This is a genomic window from Flavobacterium sp. UM26, from assembly GCF_057922445.1.
This window is the reverse complement of record NZ_JBVHCY010000009.1, coordinates 82021-99246: the sequence shown is the minus strand read 5'-3', so window position 1 is coordinate 99246 and position 17226 is coordinate 82021. Positions and strand designations below refer to the sequence as shown.

Sequence of the window (17226 nt, the reverse complement as noted above, 5' to 3'; positions counted from 1 at the left end):
TAATAAAAAATAGAGTCTAGTCAAATAAAATTTATAAAATAATCTAGAATCTAAAGTTAAATTATAACCTAGCGTCAACTAAACTTCTATCAAGAAATGATTTAGTATCATAAATAACGCTGTTATTAGAACTTTTAAGTTCATTGTAATCGATTAATGCAAATTCATTATGCGATACCGCTAAAACTATAGCATCATACCTAGTAGTCAAATCATCCAAAAGCTGAATCCCATAATCAATTTCAACTTCAACTTTATCAGCATGTGGATCATACACATCGACATTCATACCAAACTGAATGAGTTCATTATAAATATCGATAACTTTAGAATTACGAATATCAGAACAATTTTCTTTAAATGTAATTCCTAAAATAAGCACTCGAGTCTTACTAATTGTTTGATTTTTAGCAATAAGTAGTTTTACTAACTTATTTGCTACAAATACTCCCATATAATCATTCACTCGTCGTCCTGACAAAATAACTTGAGGATGATACCCTAAACTTTCAGCTTTATGTGATAGATAATAAGGGTCAACACCAATACAATGACCTCCAACTAAACCAGGCTTATATTTCAAAAAATTCCATTTAGTTGCTGCTGCATCAATAACATCATTCGTATCAATATCCATCCGATCAAAAATTAATGCTAACTCATTTACAAATGAAATATTTATATCTCTTTGAGCATTTTCAATGGCTTTTGAAGCTTCTGCAACTTTTATACTCTTAGCTCTATAAGTTCCAGCCGAAATAATACTTCCATACAATTTATCTACTTTATCTGCTATTTCAGGAGTAGAACCAGAAGTAACCTTCATTATCTTTGTTAAAGTATTTATTTTATCCCCTGGATTAATTCTCTCAGGAGAATATCCACAAAAAAAATCGTAATTGTATTTTAACCCTGAATACTTTTCTAAAACTGGGACACAATCTTCCTCAGTACAGCCAGGATAGACTGTTGACTCGTAAATTACAATATCATCCTTTTTAAGTACCTCTCCTAACATCTTTGATGCCATTAACAATGGATTCAAATCTGGTGCTTTATATTTGTTAATTGGCGTAGGTACTGTAACAATAAATATATTACTAGCTTTTAAGTCATCTCTACATGAAGAAAAAGTAAGTCCGAGCTTTTCAGATGTCTTTGCCAAATCAACTGCAAAATTTAACCCTACAAAATCAGCTTCATTTGTTCTATCCTTACCTATTCTTAGCTGTTCTATTCTAGATCTATCAATATCGAAGCCAAGAACTTTAAATTTTTTTCCAAACTCAATTGCAAGTGGTAATCCTACATAACCTAATCCTATTATGGCAATTCTAATCTCTGATGTATTCATTTTAATAAAGTTGTATTTTATCTATAATAAAGCTTCTTGTAAAACTGTGTCTATTTTTTTTAATCCCATTCCGCTTGCTAATTAAAACTTGAAAAAAAATAATCAATATATTTAAAATTAAATTTACTTTGTCATTGACTTTCTTCACACTTTCAACAAAAATTCAAATAATTATAATTAAAAAAGTTGTTTGAAATAAAACAGAAATTCAGAAATAATAAATGTTCTTAAATAGAACAAAATTTATAAAAACTATTATAAAATATAAATGTCATTTGAAAAAGGATGATAAATAAATCCTTTGCAACAATTATTACAATTAAATCCTTAATTATCTATAAAAAAAATAATTGCCAACAAATTCAAAACACAATAATAAAACATTTTATATGATATTAAAATATTAAACTCCTTTAAATCACAAAATACGGTATTGCGATTTGCGAACATCGCCCAAAATTTAACTACCTATTTAGTTCATCTGACATTTTTTTAAATAGCAAACAGAGAATTAGTATTAACCCAGAAAGTAGTCCTCCTAATACAAACCCTTTTAACTTACCTAACTTATCATTTTTCAAAGGCAAAATAGGTCTATCAATAACTTGAATTAAAGGTGTCTCTTTTCGCAAAGTAACTTTGGCTAATTCCGATTGTTTAACTAGTTCTGTGAGAATAGCCGTATTGGCTTGTACATCTACTTGTCGACGAGCAGAAGGGGCTCTGCGCACATTTAATGCCGGATTCAAATTGAACGTATTGTCATTGGCTACAGCTACTCCGGTAATAGCACTGTTCAACTCGCCACGGATAGAATCGGTTTGACGTATCAAAATATCCATGTTCATTTTGGCTTTCTTGCTTTTTGTGGTCACATAAAAATCTGAAACCGTTTGGGCTAAATTTTCGCAAAACCGCTTAGCGAATAATTCATTGGTATCATTCACGTCAATGTTAATAATGGCAATCTTCTTGTCCTTTTGCGCTACAGATAAACTAGTTTTAGAAAGTTCGTCATACATCTCTCCTAAAATACTGTCGTGGACACGGGTGAAATAGGTTCGTTTCACGTTGGGTGAAAACTGTATCTTTTCTAATTTGGGTTTACCTTCCCATTTATCCCGCCATTCATTATTTTGGATGTAGAGTTCCGCTAAAGTAATTGGCTTACCTTCAGCATCGAGTACGGTACTCAACAAAGTTTTTTCCACCATCGCTCTGGATTTGAACAACTCGGTTAAATTGGAACCAGTAAACATACTACCGCCACCACCGCCTAGATCAAATCCCAAAGAACTAGCCAAACCTAAAGCACCACCTAAACCGCCACCACTTTTTTCATCTTCTAAGGCAAAAGATAAAGTAGCGGTATAGATGGGTTTCTTAATAAAAGAATACGTTAGTCCTAGTACTGCTCCTATTATACCTGCTAATACAATCAATTTCCATTGCGAAAGCAAATAGTGGTACCACTCTTTTCCTTTTTCAAGTAATTCTTTTAACGATATTTCGTCGTTGTTGTTATGTATATTTTCTTCCATAATTCCGTTTTATCGGTTTTCGGTTGCCTGTTTTCAGTTATCGGTTATCTGTTTTCGGTTGTCGGTTGTCGGTTGTCAGTTTTCAGTTATCGGTTATCAGTTGTCCGTTTTCTGATGTCAGTTTTCTGTTTTCGGTTGACAGTTTTCAGCTCCCTTTTGCACTGGGGTAAAACGAAAACTGCCTATAGGTGCTAAACTCTATGTTCTATTTCCCTTTGTCATTTCGAGCGGAGTCGAGAGGCTTTTGCATCCCTGAGCGTCTTGTTTGCGGCTCCCTTTAGTGCTGGGGTAAAACGAAAACTAAGTCTATGATCTATGTTCTACTCTCAATGTTCTATTTTCCATTATCATCTCGATCGGAGTCGAGAGGCGAACTTTAAAAACACACCCCCAGCCCTCTCAAGAGGGGAGTAAAACTGGAATGCTTCGCGATTTATTTATTTTTTGTATTCAATATTCTTTATATACTATTCTTGTTACTTCTCACATCAAAAGTCATATCACACAACTCATAACTGACAACCGATAACAGATAACTGAGCTTTACTTAAACGCTGTGACAATCAACAACGCTAAACTACTGATCACACTTCCTATACTCACCCATTCACCTGTAGTCATTTTCTTGGTTTCTGGCTTTTCAGGCACTACGATTTGAGACCCAGGCAAAACTTTTGGGTAGGTTCTAAACCATAAAAAGTTTCCAGTAACAGCCGCTTTCCCATTGGGGTAAATCACGTAGGCTTTTTTTCTCCAAGCCTTAGCATCGGTACCCCCTACAGCATTTAAATAATAAGCAAAACCGCGTCCTCTTTCATAAGGAATTTCCGAAGTCAACAATACATTTCCAGTCACTTTAACGCTTTCACTTAAAAAAGAAACTTCAATTTCATCCTCTGGCAACAAGGTAACATTAGAAGTACTTGCTGGTTTTTTAAGAATGGCTTTCCAATCTACTGGTATGGTAGCAAATTTTAGCTCTTCCTTTAATTTATTCTCCAATTTATTTTGGATACTGTCTTTCTTACCCAAATTCAAATTGATATTTGCTAAATCTTCAATCTGTTTAGCTTGGATAGGACGCTTAATCTTCACCCCATTAGGATCTGCCAAAGAGGACAATCCACCTGCTCTTTGAATAACATCGTATATCTTTTCTTTCTTTTGCACTAAAGCATATTTTCCAGTATAATTCACCGCCCCTTTAACCAGAACTTGCTGTGGCTTTTCATAAACTGCAACTCTACGGATATTAATCACATCAAAAGGACGCAATTGAAAATTTTTCAATTGTTCGTTAGAATCTGTACTGATTTCAAAATCAAACAACTCTACACGATTAGGATAAGTAACATCTTCCAACTCCGATTTAATCATTCTGGCAATTTCTACACGTTTAGAAGCCGCCCCTGTAAGACCGCCAGCTTGTACAATCAAATCATTTAGTGACAATTTATCAAAGTAGTCATAGGTTCCCGGTTTTTTTACTTCACCTTCAATAGAAATAGTATAATCTTCTTTAAAATCTAAAATAGAATACACCGTAACAATATCCTCTTTTTGTAAAGGAAGATTCGCCAAATCATCACCAGCTAAGGCTTTACCCAAATCTACATTCACAATTTCAGTAGTCAAGTCTGATTTTAAGCGAACAATTCTTGCGCGATTTTTGTAAGCATCTTCTTTGAGACCATCGGCCTGAGTGACTAAGTCGGCTATACGCATCCCTTTATAGTAGGAATAGGTATCAGGTCTGAACACCGCTCCTTCAATTTTGATACGATTCTCAAAACGATTCAAAATTTTGGTAACTTTAAAAACATCTCCTCCCAAAGGCTTATAAATAGCAAACTCATTAGCTTTCACATCTTTAACCTTGAACTCTTTACTGGTTTTTTGTATAACATTAACCGAAGCGGTATAGGCCAAATCCGTAAAACCTGAAGCAAAACGCAACAAATCACTAAAGGATTCTCCTGCTTTCAATTCAAAAATGCCAGGTCGTTTCACTTCGCCTTCAATCGTGACTCTTTTGGTATAAGAAGGAATACGAATCACATCATTATCTTTTAAACCTATATTATCCGATTGATTACCATTTACTAAAAATCGATAAATATCAATAGTACGATATACTTTATTGTTTCGAATCAATTCGATGTTTCGATAACTACCATTTTTTGAAGGCCCACCTCCTAAGTACAAGGCATTATAGACAGTAGCCAATGAAGAAACCGAATAATTGCCAGGTTGTTTACTGCCAATCAACGTTACTTTAATGGTACGTATACGACTCAAACTCACCCCAACTTGCGACTGACCAGAAGCAACAGTACTATATACTCTTGCAATGGCAGCACGTATTTTTTGAGTAGCAGCTTCTATTGTCAAACCCGAAACCGCGATTTGTCCTACATATTGTATGCTCACTTTTCCTTCAACACTTACGGGTATACTGGCGCTAAATTCCTGAATACCATAAACACTTACTTGCAACTCATCCCCTGGACCTAATACATAATTCACAGGAGTCGCTAGTTTCAAATCAGGTTCAAAATTCAAAGTAGGATTATCAAACAACTCCGAACCAAAAACTAAGGCGTTCAATGTATCCTTAACTTTTTTGTTGGTATAAGTCTCTTGTTCACGCAAAACAACTTTTTTATCCGTCCCCTCTTTTTTAAGTGTAGTAGTTACAGGGGTATTCGCAGCTAATCGTGTTTTTAATTTGGCAAACTCGGCAGCAGACATTCCTTTAGCCAAAGCCATAGGTTCTGCTTGCTCAATAGTAACATTATTAGCTTGCAATTGTCCTTTAATTTTTGCGATATCGGCATCTGTCAAATAATCTACCTTCAACGTACTCAAATCCTGACTTTTTAACAGATCCTGTGCCAATAGGAAAGGAGTATTAAACGCACCTAGAACAAAAACAAAAACAAATAGTATTTTCTTCATAACAAAAAGTATATTTTTTCCACGGCTTCGCCACTGTGAGTCCCATAAAAGACTCCCTATTCAAATTTTTTGCGAATTTAAGATAAATAAATAAGAATTATAGTCTTATATAAAACTTAAATTTCGCCTTTTTTTATTGGTTTGATGGTTAATGGCTTAAATGATTAACTGGTTAACTGGTTAATCGTTTAATTGTATAAACGTCTAAATTTGCCAATAATTACCCCTAACAAAACAACAATCAAAGATTAACTCCTTAATCGTTTAACTAAATAACCGCCTAGCTTTGAAACTAACCACCACTAACCGATTAATCTAATTAAGCGTCTATCTTTACCTCTAACTACCTCTAACCGATTAACCGATTAAACAATTAACCGTTTAAACCTATTAATCGTCTAACTTCACCACGAACTACCTCTAACCGATTAAACGATTAACCGATTAATCCCATTAATCGTATACCTTTACCCCTAACTACCTCTAACCGATTAAACCTTTTTCTTTAACGTTTCTTTATTATTAGCTTGATACTTATAAAGCGCGTTAAGTTTATTTAAAATAGCATCTAATTTAATTCTCATAACAGTATATTTTTGCTCGTCAATATAGTGCAAATCTAATGCTGTATTCAAGTGATCAATAGTTTCTAAGCCAGTTGAAAATGACATATTAGTAAAATGAGCTTGATCTAAATTGGAAGACCTACCTGAACCTTCTGCCAAATTTGCTGCAATACTAGCAGATGATCTATTAATTTGACTAACCAATTCAAATCGCTCTTCCTTAGGAAATGTTTGGCTCAACAATTTTATTTCAACTTTAAACTGCCTAGCCAATTGATATACTTCTAATTTCTCAAACGAATAAATTTGATACTTCATACTAGTGTTGTTTTTAATCGCCTATCTTTACCACTAACTACCTCTAACCGATTAAAGGTTAACTGGTTAATCGTCTAACTTTACCACAAATTACCTCTAACCGATTAAAGTTTAACTGGTTAATCGTTTAACTGGTTAATCGTTTAACTGGTTAATCGTCTAACTTTACCACAAATTACCTCTAACCGATTAAACTCCATAAGCGTCTAACTTTACCACGAACTACCTCTAACCGATTAAACAATTAACCGATTAAACGATTAAACTAATCCCCTCTTCTTCTTATCCACTCTCAACACACACCCCAAGGCTTCCAAAACCAGCACATAACTGGAACTTTTCACCTCTTGTACTACGGCCAGTTGGTCTTTAAACACCCCTTGCTCTAACACCACCCGGTCTCCAGCTTGCCAAGTTCGGACTTCAACCTCAAAAGAATCAGGTTCTAAAAGCCATTGTTGAATAGTCTGTATCTCTTGGTTTCTAACGATGGCGGGCTTACCTAACCAAAACAAATAGCGAATCACCCCAGATACAGCAAAAACAGCATTCCGCTCCCTCTCTTCTAGTTGAACAAAAACATAAGAAGAAAACAACGGCATTTCTACTTTTTTCTTGCGATCACTCCATTGCCGTACTCGAATAGTAGTAGGACAATAGGCTTTAATTCCCATCTCCTTCAACTTATCAGCCACCTTCTTCTCCCATTTGGGCTTTGTATAGAGTACGTACCAGTTCATTTTCGGTTTTCAGTTTTCGGTTCTCAGTTTTCGGTTCTCAGTTTTCGGTTCTCAGTTTTCGGTTCTCAGTTTTCGGTTATCGGTTATCGGTTATCGGTTGTCGGTTATCGGTTGTCGGTTATCTATCACGTAAACTGATAACTGGCGACCTTACTCAAACTTATTCCAATTATTTTCTACATATAATAGAAATTTATAGATCTGCGCTCCTAACACATCATAGTCTTTGATTAGTTTTGAAACTATTTCAAAATGCTCAGGATACAATACTAAAATTTTCTCAAGATGGTTGATTGTTTACAAATTACTACTGTGAGAATATACCAAAAATTTTATAAAATCTGCCTGATATCTTTTCCTACCAAAACCTTCTACAATATTTGTAATAACTGAATCCGAAGACCTTCTCAACTGGCTTCCCAATTCGTACAACTCATATTTAGGCAACTTCAAAGACATTTTATGCGTTTCTAAAAACAAATTCAACCCTTTTTTGTATATCTCTAAATCTTTGTAACTTTTCATTTATATAATATAGTTAATTAAAATCAATATAAAACAGTCTTACATTCTAAACTACAACTAATCATATAACGAATAACAGATAACCGACAACTCATAACTGACAACATAACTGAAAACAGATAACCGACAACTCATAACTGACAACTCATAACTGAAAACAGATAACTGAAAACAGATAACTGAAAACAGATAACTGAAAACAGATAACTGATAAATTACAAATACTGCTTTTCATAATAGGATGCATACGCCCCAGACGTCACGCTATTTAACCACTCCTGATTACTCAAATACCAATCGATGGTTTGCTCCAGTCCTTCTTCAAAAGTAACCGAAGGCTTCCAACCTAACTCTTGATTAATTTTACTAGCATCGATAGCATAACGCAAATCATGTCCTGGACGATCTTTTACATAAGTAATCAACTCTTGAGAAGTCCCAGTTGGACGACCTAACTTTTCATCCATGATTCGACACAAAACTTTTACCAAATCAATATTTTTCCATTCATTAAAACCGCCGATATTATAGGTTTCATGATTTTTGCCTTTGTGAAAAACCAAATCAATAGCCACGGCATGATCTTTAACAAACAACCAATCTCTGGTATACTTCCCATCACCATAGACAGGTAAAGGTTTATTATGAATGATATTATTAATAAACAATGGAATTAATTTTTCCGGAAAATGATACGGCCCATAATTGTTCGAACAATTCGTCAACACATAAGGCAATCCATACGTTTCGCCGTATGCACGCACAAAGTGATCCGAGCTCGCTTTCGAAGCTGAATAAGGAGAATTGGGATCATAAGGAGTAGTCTCAGTAAAAAGTCCATCTGCTCCCAAAGTACCATATACCTCATCGGTACTAATATGATAAAAACGCTTGCCTTCAAAATTGTCCTTCCACTGGTTTTTAGCAGCATTGAGCAAAATCATGGTGCCAAAAACATTCGTTTTTACAAAAGCCAAAGGATCGGTAATCGATCGATCCACATGCGATTCTGCAGCCAAATGCAAAACGCCATCAAATTGATGAGTAGCAAACAATTCGTTAATAAACACCTCATCAGTGATATCCCCTTTCACGAAAGTATAATTAGGAGCCTTTTCAACGTCCTTGATGTTTTCTAAATTACCGGCATAGGTCAACGCATCTAAATTAAAAATATGATACGTTGGATAAGTAGTTACAAATCGACGCACCACATGCGACCCAATAAATCCTGCACCCCCTGTAATTAAAATTTTTTTCATTTTCCTATATTTTTATATTTTGCTTAATCGTTTAACTGGTTATTTGGTTAACTGGTTAATCGTCTAACTACCACTAACTACCTCTAACCGATTAAACGATTAACCGATTAAACTCATTAACCGTCTAACTTTACCACTAACTACCTCTAACCGATTAAACGATTAACCAATTAAACACCATAAGAGTCTAACTTTATCGCTAATTACCTCTAACCGATTAACTGAAAACCGATAACCGATAACCGATAACCGATAACCGATAACCGATAACCGACAACCGACAACCGATAACCGATAACTGACAACAGCCTCCCCTTACAACTTCCCATCCACTGGTACCTGCAACACCCCTTTCACATCATACAACACACTTTTTTCTTTTCTCAAAGTGGCGTAGTCCATATCCAAGAAAGCTTGATGTGCCACCCCTAAAACGATAGCATCATAAGTAGTTTCGGGTATATGGTTTATTGTAGTCAAGCCGTATTCGTGTCTTACTTCTTCGGGATTCGCCCAAGGATCATAAATCGTAACCTGTATGCCATAATCAGCTAAAGCGCGAACTACATCAACGATTTTCGTATTGCGAACATCAGGACAATTTTCTTTGAAAGTGATGCCTAACAATAACAATTGAGCACCATTGATAACTACGCCTTTTTTAATCATTAGCTTTACTACTTGAGCCGCTACATACTCCCCCATGCTGTCATTCAATCGGCGACCAGCCAATATAATTTCGGGATGATAGCCTTTCTCTTGGGCTTTTTGTGCCAAATAATAAGGGTCAACCCCAATACAATGTCCTCCTACTAAGCCTGGTTTAAAGGGCAAGAAATTCCATTTCGTTCCTGCTGCTTTTAAAACTTCGGCAGTATCTATATCTAATAAATTGAAGATTTTAGCTAATTCATTTACAAAAGCAATATTGATATCGCGTTGCGAATTTTCGATTACTTTGGCAGCTTCGGCTACTTTGATAGAGGGCGCTAAATGCGTCCCTGCTATGATAACCGAACGGTATAAGGCATCCACTTTTTGACCGATATCGGGAGTAGATCCCGAAGTTATTTTTAAAATTTTTTCTACGGTATGTTCTTTGTCTCCAGGATTAATACGCTCTGGAGAATAGCCAGCAAAAAAATCAACATTAAACTGTAAACCCGAAACTTGCTCCAAAACAGGCACGCATTCTTCTTCGGTTACCCCAGGATAAACAGTAGATTCATAAATAACGACATCTCCTTTTTTTAAGACTTTCCCAACAGTAGTACTGGATTTATACAAGGGCGTTAAATCAGGTCGATTATTTTTATCAACAGGCGTAGGTACCGTAACGATATAGTAGTTACAATCTTGAATGGCTGTTAGATCACTAGAACACAACAACCCTTTTGTGGCGGAATCGAAATTAGGAACTAAAACAGCTTGTAAAACTGCGTCCTCAACTTCTAAAGTACTATCGGTACCTTGTTGCAATTCGGAAATTCGGTTTTGATTGATGTCAAATCCAACTACAGGATATTGAGTAGCAAAAAGTCTAGCCAAAGGCAATCCAACATATCCTAGACCAATTACAGCAATTTTTATATTTGTATCCAAAGTATTACTTATTTAAACCAACAGTCCTTTTCTGAAAGTTCTATAGGATTGCAAATATAACAAAATCTAGAGCGAAAGGCTTTGCTTTTCATTAGCACAAAAAAAACAAAAACGCAACAACATTACAAATCACTGTCTACCAACAAATAAACCATGATAATTTAAAAACCTAAAAGACAAAAATCACTAAAATTAGTGATAGTCTGTTTTATGTTTAGCCGTTTAATTAGTAAGTTATTACATCCTTAATTCAAACACTAGTAGAAAAGAATCAAGTTAATTTTTTCACTACTATGAATATTCAAGAGAAATTATCAATATATATTTTGTATTTAATTACCAAGGGCTTGAGAAAAACTAAAACGTACATTGTTAGCATTTTCTTGCTCAACTACCAAACACCGACTTCCTTTCTAAAACCACACATAAATTACCGCTGAAATAAATGAATTTTCATTTTCAAGAAAGAAGCTTTAGCATGCGTGATATTCATTCATAGTATTTATTGAGAAATAAACACAAAACAACGCATCGATTAACCAAAACCTCCAATACCATGCCCTTAGCGAACTTTGTGTAACTCTTCGCGAACCTAGCGGTTAAGTTTTCAGTCCACAACAACTATAAACCACAAACAGATAACCAATTAATCTGAAACCTCACAACACTATTCACTGGAGAATCTGCGGTCAAGTTTCAGTCCAAACAACTATAAACCACAAACAACAAACGAATAATCAATTAACCGATTAAACAGTTAACCGATTAACCCAAAACTCCCAATACCATACCCCCTAGCGAACTTTGTGTAACTCTTCGCGAACCTTGTGGTTAAGTTTTCAGCCTACAACAACTATAAACCACAAACAACAAACGAATAATCAATTAACCGATTAAACAGTTAACCAATTAACCCAAAACCTCCCAATACCATACCCCCTAGCGAACTTTGCGTAACTCTTCGCGAACCTTGTGGTTAAGTTTTCAGCCTACAACAACTATAAACCACAAACAGATAACAAATTAATCAGAAACCTCACAACACTATTCACCAGAGAATCTTGCGGTCAAGTTTCAGTCCACAACAACTATATACCACAAACAACAAACGAATAATCAATTAAACAGTTAACCAATTAACCCAAAACCTCCCAATACCATACCCCCTAGCGAACTTTGCGTAACTCTTAGCGAACCTTGCGGTTAAGTTTTCAGTCTACAACAACTATAAACCACAAACAACAAACGAATAATCAATTAAACAGTTAACCAATTAACCCAAAACCTCCCAATACCATACCCCCTAGCGAACTTTGCGTAACTCTTAGCGAACCTTGCGGTTAAGTTTTCAGCTTACAATAACTATAAACAACAAACAATGAACTAATAACCAATTAACCGACTAAACAAATAAACCAACCATGATTGCTACGCCCCTATCCCTAAGTATACAAAACCAATGGCTTTCATCTCCTCGGCGTTCAAAATATTGCGCCCATCAAAAACAAAGGCTGGTTTTTGCATGCTATCGTAGATTTTTTGCCAATCATAACCTCTAAATTCATCCCATTCTGTTAAGATAGCTATAGCATGGGCGTTTTGGCAAGCGTCATAGGCAGAAGTCGCGCTTGTAATATGTTCTTGATTTTGTATAGTATGCCTAGATGCTAAGTAGTCGAGATCGGCAAGTACTTTTTTAAACGACACTTTAGGATCATAAACCGAAAGGCGGGCTTCCTCATTAATCAAGTCGTCTGCCACATAAATAGCAGCCGATTCACGTGTGTCATTAGTATCTTTCTTAAACGCCCAACCCAAAAAAGCTATTTTTTTATCGGCTACTGTATTGTACAGTGTTTGCACAATTTTATTTGAAAAACGTCTTTTTTGATGATCATTCATAATGATGACCTGCTCCCAATAATCGGCCACCTCATGTAAACCGTAAGATTTGGCAATATAAACCAAATTCAAAATATCCTTTTGAAAACAAGACCCTCCAAAACCTACAGAAGCCTTCAAAAACTTAGAACCAATTCTGCTATCCATTCCGATAGCTTTAGCTACTTCATTCACATCGGCACCTGTTTGTTCGCATAATTCTGACATTGCATTGATAGAAGAAATTCGTTGTGCCAAAAAAGCATTGGCAGTTAACTTAGACAATTCAGATGACCATACATTGGTCGTCAAAATCTTTTCTTGTGGTACCCAATTCGCATAAACAGCTACTAAAGATTGTATAGCTTGTAGTCCTTCTGGAGTGGTATCACCACCAATCAATATTCGGTCTGGAAACAACAGGTCGTTTACCGCAGTACCCTCCGCTAAAAACTCTGGGTTGGATAAAATTTGAAAATGAACCCCATTGCCCGTATGATCTAAAATACTTTTAATCGCTTCGGCGGTGCGAACAGGCAACGTTGATTTTTCTACTACAATTTTGTTATCTTTCGCTACTTTGGCAATTTGACGGGCACACAACTCGATATACTTTAAATCAGCTGCCATCCCTTTTCCTTTGCCATAAGTTTTCGTTGGCGTATTCACAGAAATAAAAATCAGTTGTGCTTCGTCTATGGCTTTTTCCACATCCGTAGAAAAAAACAAATTTCGACCTCTGGCTTCTTGTACTACTTCGGCCAAACCTGGCTCATAAATGGGAATATTATTTACATCTGCATCATTCCATGCCGCGATTCTTTCTTGATTCAAATCCACCACAGTCACTTGGATATGGGGACATTTTTGTGCGATAACCGCCATCGTTGGTCCTCCAACATATCCGGCGCCTATACAACATATTCTTGTAATGGTCATTTTTTGTTATTTATCTTTTAATTCTAAAACTTAAACCTACTTCTCTTTTTTACAACGGATGGAAACCATTGCTACATCATACTGTATTGCTTTTGCAACTATTTTAGGTTGTTCCAATACCACTGAACCGCTTCTTTTAATCCTGCTTGCAAAGAGAACTTAGGATCATAACCCAATATGCGTTTGGCCTTGTCGATACTTGCCAAAGAATGAGGAATATCACCCGCACGATTAGGGCCGTACTCAACTGCAATGGATTTTATTCTCTCATCAAATTCTCCTAAATAGGTTTTTAAATAACCAACAAGATCATTAAGCGTATTACGATCCCCAAAAGCCGTATTAAAAACTGTATTTATAGCCTCAGGATTTGTAGTAGTCATAGCCAATTCATTCATTTGAATAACATTGTCGATATAGGTAAAATCTCTAGAATAATTCCCATCACCATTAATCTTTGGACTTTCAAGAGTCATTAATTGTTTTACAAACTTAGGAATCACTGCTGCATAAGCCCCTTGCGGATCTTGTTTCCTTCCAAAAACATTAAAATACCGCAACCCAATGGTCTCCATACCATACGTTTTCCCGAATATTTCGGCATACAATTCATTGACATATTTGGTAATCGCGTACGGCGATAATGGTTTCCCAATAACCTCTTCTACTTTTGGCAATCCTACCGAATCTCCATAAGTTGAGGAACTAGCCGCATAAACAAATCGTTTTACCTTCGCCTCTCTAGCCGCAACCAACATATTCAAAAAACCAGATACATTAACCTCGTTAGTTGTAACCGGATCACCTATAGAACGAGGCACAGAACCAAGAGCTGCCTGATGTAAAACATAATCCACACCTTCGACTGCATTTGCACAATCGCTGGCGTAGCGAATATCACCTTCAATCAATCTAAACTTAGGATGAGATGCAACCGCTGAAAGATTGTGTCGATGTCCTGTAGCAAAATTATCCAACACCACAACCTTATATCCTTTTGATAAAAAATATTCGGTTAAGTTAGAACCAATAAAACCAGCACCTCCTGTGATTAAAATCGTAGCCTCCATTATACTTTCCTTTCTTTTTTCAACCAATCTAATACTTTTGCAATCAACTTTTTCTCTGGCTCACGGTCATGATAGCCTTGAGCATAAGTATTGTTTCCGTAACCATAGCCATAACCATAACCATAGCCCGTTCCGTATCTTGCCTTATTTTCAAAACCATTCAATACAATGCTTACGTTCTTCAATTCTCCTCTTTTAACTCTATTATTCAATAAAGTTATCATATCTTTCTTTGAAAAATTCTGACGTACAATATATAATGTCGCATCACAGTATTGATCTAACTCCAGCGCATCCGAAACCAATCCCACAGGAGGTGTATCCAGGATAATATAATCATACTTTTGCTTTAACGCCTCCATCATTTCCCCCATGCCTTCACTAATAATTAACTCACCTGGGTTAGGAGGAATAGGCCCCGAAAGAATAACGTCCAGGAAAGGCACATCAGTAGCATTGGTAATCTCCTCTAAGGTATTTTGATGAATTAAATAATTAACAACCCCTTTATCATTATTCAAATTAAACTCTTCGAAAAGTTTAGGCTTACGTAAATCTAACCCAACAATTACTGTTTTCTTTTCGCTCAATGCAAAAACGGTCGCTATGTTAATAGAACAAAATGTTTTGCCTTCACCACTAACTGAGGAAGTAATCATTAATGTTTTTGCCCCATCTACATTCTGTTTTTTATACATAAATTGTAAAGAGGAACGTATCGCTCGAAAGGATTCTGACAACGCTGATTTGGGTTTATCAAATACCGCTAAACCTGTCTTGTCTCTATTAACACCAACAACTCCTATAAGAGGTATTTGGGTCAAGTTACCCAATTCGTCTGTATTTTGAATCGAATTATTGATAAAGAAAATAATCAAAACAATTATCAACGGAATTAAAATCCCTAAGAATAGTGCCAAAACATAATTAACAGATGTCTTGGGCCCTATAAGCCCACCTCCTACATCCTTAGCAGGGTCAATAAAATGAATATCGGACAAATTAGCTGCTTTTACAATATCAGCTTCGCTTCGTTTTTGCAAAAATGTATTATAAATATTGTCACTCAAATCATATTTACGTTTGATTTTTATCAATTCTTGTTGGTCTTCAGGCAATTGCTTTATCACACTTTCTGATTCTCCAATCTTACTATTTATGGTGGCTAAATCATATTGTAACGATTGCTTTGCGGTGACAATATTTTCTAATAAAACATTTTTTACCGCCATCATTTGGTTGTCAAAATCTTTGAAAATTTTCTCGCTTTTTACAGCATAAGCCATTTCTGAACGTTGCGTAGATAAAGCTATCAATTTAGAGACGTTTACAACAATATTTGGGTCTTCAATCCCAGCCACAGAAGGGGCTGGAAGTTTAGAATAATCAACACTGTTTTTCAAATAAGATTTCAACGAATTATAGTAAGCCATTTTTCGTGTAATTTCATCCTTCTCAACATCATATTTAAGGATTTTATCCGAAAATTTAGCTCCTCCATCTTCTACATCAATAATATTTTTATCTTTTCTGAACGATTTCAATTCATTACCCGTTTCTTTTAATTGGGATTCCATAGACACCAAAGTACTATCGATAAAGGCAATTGTATTAGTAGCAAATTGATTCTTACTGTCTAACTGTCTTTTTATCAGCATTTTTACTGTAGCATTTAAATAGTCAACCAAACGTGCTTTGTTGGTACCTTGCATACTCAAAGTTAATATGGATCCTCCTTTATCATCTGCTCTTACACCAATCCCTTTGTAAATTGAAACAGTAGCATCAAAATCATTAAAACGCACAAAATATTCGTTCCCTTTATAGAACCCAGGATTTTCTTTAATTTGTAACTTCCAATTCAAAAAAGGTAACGCCACCACTTCTCCTACCCTATATCTTTTCTTAAACTCACCTACAGCGACTGCAGTAGTAGTATTAGCATTATCCACATAATGAATCAATGAAACAGAATTGTTCTCAAATGGGATTTTAATCTCATATACTGATTCAGACACAAACGTAATGCTAATGAGAGTACCTGCCAATTGTCCTTTCTTTTTATCCAAAATCAATTCGAAGGGCACAGCACCATATGCATCAATCAGATTGTATTCTCCTTGAACCAAATAGTCTATGTAATATTGTAGTTTTTCGACCACCAACTCATTATGAGATCGAGATTGTAGTGTAGTGGTTATGGTTTGAACTTCATCTGAAACACCTCCCCAATTAAAAGTCAAACTAGTATTTGATGTAAACAAAGGATTACTTTCTTCCTTAACAGAAATTACCGTTTCTAAACCATATATTTTTTCTTTTCGAATATTTACTTGATAAGCAATAAAAAAAGAAATAACTAAACTTATCAAAAACCACTTCCAGTATCCTGCTATTTTTATCAAAAAGCCTTTGAAATCAAAAGTGGATTGATTTTCAAAAATGGAAAAATCTTTTAGGTCAAGCATTT

11 protein-coding genes are annotated in these 17226 nt (G+C 35.4%); all 11 read right to left on the bottom strand.

The window, feature by feature from the left end; all coding sequences use genetic code 11:
• Positions 1-61 precede the first annotated feature (61 nt).
• On the bottom strand, positions 62-1354 hold the full coding sequence (locus ACZ1AQ_RS11655; RefSeq protein WP_489633061.1) for a nucleotide sugar dehydrogenase: 1293 nt from the start codon (positions 1352-1354) through the stop codon (positions 62-64).
• Positions 1355-1818: 464 nt separating this feature from the next.
• Positions 1819-2895 (bottom strand): Wzz/FepE/Etk N-terminal domain-containing protein, encoded by a 1077-nt coding sequence (locus ACZ1AQ_RS11650; RefSeq protein ID WP_489633060.1) that lies wholly within the window; start codon positions 2893-2895, stop codon positions 1819-1821.
• A 543-nt stretch (positions 2896-3438) separates the two neighbouring features.
• Positions 3439-5853, bottom strand: coding sequence for an SLBB domain-containing protein (locus ACZ1AQ_RS11645; RefSeq protein ID WP_489633059.1), 2415 nt, complete (start codon positions 5851-5853; stop codon positions 3439-3441).
• A gap of 491 nt (positions 5854-6344) precedes the next feature.
• Complete coding sequence (locus ACZ1AQ_RS11640; RefSeq protein WP_489633058.1) at positions 6345-6737, bottom strand: four helix bundle protein; 393 nt, start codon at positions 6735-6737, stop codon at positions 6345-6347.
• 260 nt (positions 6738-6997) lie between these two features.
• Positions 6998-7477, bottom strand: a complete 480-nt coding sequence (locus ACZ1AQ_RS11635; protein ID WP_489633057.1) for a UpxY family transcription antiterminator — start codon at positions 7475-7477, stop codon at positions 6998-7000.
• A 297-nt stretch (positions 7478-7774) separates the two neighbouring features.
• Positions 7775-8002, bottom strand: a complete 228-nt coding sequence (locus tag ACZ1AQ_RS11630; protein WP_489633056.1) for a four helix bundle protein — start codon at positions 8000-8002, stop codon at positions 7775-7777.
• Between the two features lie 215 nt (positions 8003-8217).
• On the bottom strand, positions 8218-9264 hold the full coding sequence (gene rfbB / locus ACZ1AQ_RS11625) for a dTDP-glucose 4,6-dehydratase (RefSeq protein ID WP_489633055.1): 1047 nt from the start codon (positions 9262-9264) through the stop codon (positions 8218-8220).
• A gap of 315 nt (positions 9265-9579) precedes the next feature.
• Positions 9580-10866: a nucleotide sugar dehydrogenase gene (locus tag ACZ1AQ_RS11620; RefSeq protein WP_489633054.1), complete on the bottom strand. Its 1287-nt coding sequence runs from the start codon at positions 10864-10866 to the stop codon at positions 9580-9582.
• A 1428-nt stretch (positions 10867-12294) separates the two neighbouring features.
• Positions 12295-13686 carry a UDP-glucose 6-dehydrogenase gene (locus ACZ1AQ_RS11615; protein WP_489633053.1) on the bottom strand — a complete coding sequence of 464 codons (1392 nt, stop codon included), beginning with the start codon at positions 13684-13686 and terminating at the stop codon, positions 12295-12297.
• A gap of 98 nt (positions 13687-13784) precedes the next feature.
• Positions 13785-14756, bottom strand: a complete 972-nt coding sequence (locus ACZ1AQ_RS11610; RefSeq protein ID WP_489633052.1) for an SDR family oxidoreductase — start codon at positions 14754-14756, stop codon at positions 13785-13787.
• A complete protein-coding gene (locus tag ACZ1AQ_RS11605) occupies positions 14756-17224 on the bottom strand; it encodes a polysaccharide biosynthesis tyrosine autokinase (RefSeq protein ID WP_489633051.1) in 2469 nt (822 codons plus the stop codon). Before ACZ1AQ_RS11605 ends, ACZ1AQ_RS11610 begins: the two co-directional genes overlap by 1 nt.
• Positions 17225-17226 lie beyond the last annotated feature (2 nt).